The organism is Flectobacillus sp. BAB-3569 (assembly GCF_002270355.1).
GTDB classification, from domain to species: Bacteria; Bacteroidota; Bacteroidia; order Cytophagales; family Spirosomataceae; genus Flectobacillus; species Flectobacillus roseus.
In genome coordinates this window covers 1-1,920 of record NZ_NJFZ01000088.1, presented here as the reverse complement: position 1 = coordinate 1,920, position 1,920 = coordinate 1, and the positions used below count along the sequence as shown (strand labels likewise).

At 44.3% G+C, this 1,920-nt stretch carries 1 protein-coding gene; it reads left to right on the top strand.

What is annotated here, in order from left to right:
* A partial coding sequence (locus tag BWI92_RS27590) for a hypothetical protein (RefSeq protein ID WP_176464561.1) occupies positions 1-1,920 on the top strand: 1,920 nt, incomplete at both ends.

Below are 1,920 nucleotides of genomic sequence, written 5' to 3'. Positions count from 1 at the left end.
GCAACAGGCTCACGTCAAGGCGTAATTGGAACGGTTAACCCAATCCCAAGTGCACCAAGTGCCAATAACGTAGTAGGCGCCTCAAGATGTGAATCAGGTGTAGTGACTTTGACAGCGACTTGTTCAACAGGTCAAACAGTACAATGGTATGCAAGTCAGAGTTCAACGAGCGTGTTGACGACAGGTACGAGTTATGCCCCAAGTTTGACAGCAACGACGACTTATTATGTAGGTTGTAAAGACAACACGACAACTTGTGAAACGACAACAGGAACACGTCAAGGAGTAACAGGTACCGTAAATCCAAACTTACCAGCACCAAGTTCAAGTAATGTAACGAATGGTGCAGTTTGCGGCAGTGGCGTAGTAAACCTAAGTGCAGTATGTTCATCAGGTCAAACAGTACAATGGTATGCTAGCCAGACCTCAACAAGTGTATTGACAACAGGCACCAGCTACGCACCAAGTATTACAGCAACGACAACTTATTTTGTAGGATGTAGAGATAATACAACGACTTGTGAAACATCAACGAACTCACGTCAAGCAGTAGTAGGAACGGTGAATCCAATCCCAAGCGCACCAAGTGCAGGGAATGTAACTAATAACTCAAGATGTGGTAGTGGAATTGTAAACTTAAGTGCAACCTGCTCATCAGGCCAAACAGTACAATGGTATGCAAGCCAGACCTCGACTACAGTGTTGTCGACAGGTACTAGTTACGCACCAAGTATTGCAGCGACGACGACCTATTTTGTAGGTTGTAAAGATAACACTACGACTTGTGAGACGTCGACCAACTCACGTCAAACAGTTGTAGGAACAGTTAACCCAATTCCAAGCGCACCAAGTTCAAGTAATGTAACGAATGGTGCAGTTTGCGGAAGTGGTGTAGTGAACTTGACAGCAACTTGTACGACAGGTCAAACAGTACAATGGTATGCAAGTCAGACTTCGACAAGTGTATTGACAACAGGTACAAGCTATTCGCCAAACATCACAGCCACGACAACCTACTTTGTAGGATGTAAGGATAACACAACAACATGTGAAACAGCGACAGGCTCACGTCAAGGCGTAATCGGAACGGTTAACCCAATTCCAAGTGCACCAAGCGCGAATAATGTAGTAGGGGCATCAAGATGTGAAGCAGGTGTAGTGACCTTGACAGCAACCTGTTCAACAGGTCAAACCGTACAATGGTATGCAAGTCAGAGCTCAACGAGCGTGTTGACGACAGGTACGAGTTATGCCCCAAGTTTGACAGCAACGACGACTTATTATGTAGGTTGTAAAGACAACACGACAACTTGTGAAACGACAACAGGAACACGTCAAGGAGTAACAGGTACCGTAAATCCAAACTTACCAGCACCAAGTTCATCAAATGTACAAGGTGGTGCAGTTTGTGGTAGTGGAGTAGTAAACTTAAGTGCAGTATGTTCATCAGGTCAAACAGTACAATGGTATGCTAGTCAGACTTCAACAAGTGTATTGACGACAGGCACAAGTTATGCACCAAGTATTACAGCAACGACGACTTATTTTGTAGGTTGTAAAGACAATACAACAACTTGCGAAACAGCAACAAATTCACGTCAAGCAGTAATAGGTACAGTTAACCCAATCCCAAGCGCACCAAGTGCAGGGAATGTAACTAATAACTCAAGATGTGGTAGTGGAATTGTAAACTTAAGTGCGACCTGTTCAACAGGTCAAACCGTACAATGGTATGCAAGTCAGACCTCGACAACAGTGTTGTCGACAGGCACCAGCTATGCACCAAGTATTGCAGCGACTACGACTTATTATGTAGGTTGTAAAGATAATACTACGACTTGTGAGACGGCGACCAACTCACGTCAAACAGTTGTAGGAACAGTTAACCCAATTCCAAGCGCACCAAGTTCAAGTAATGTA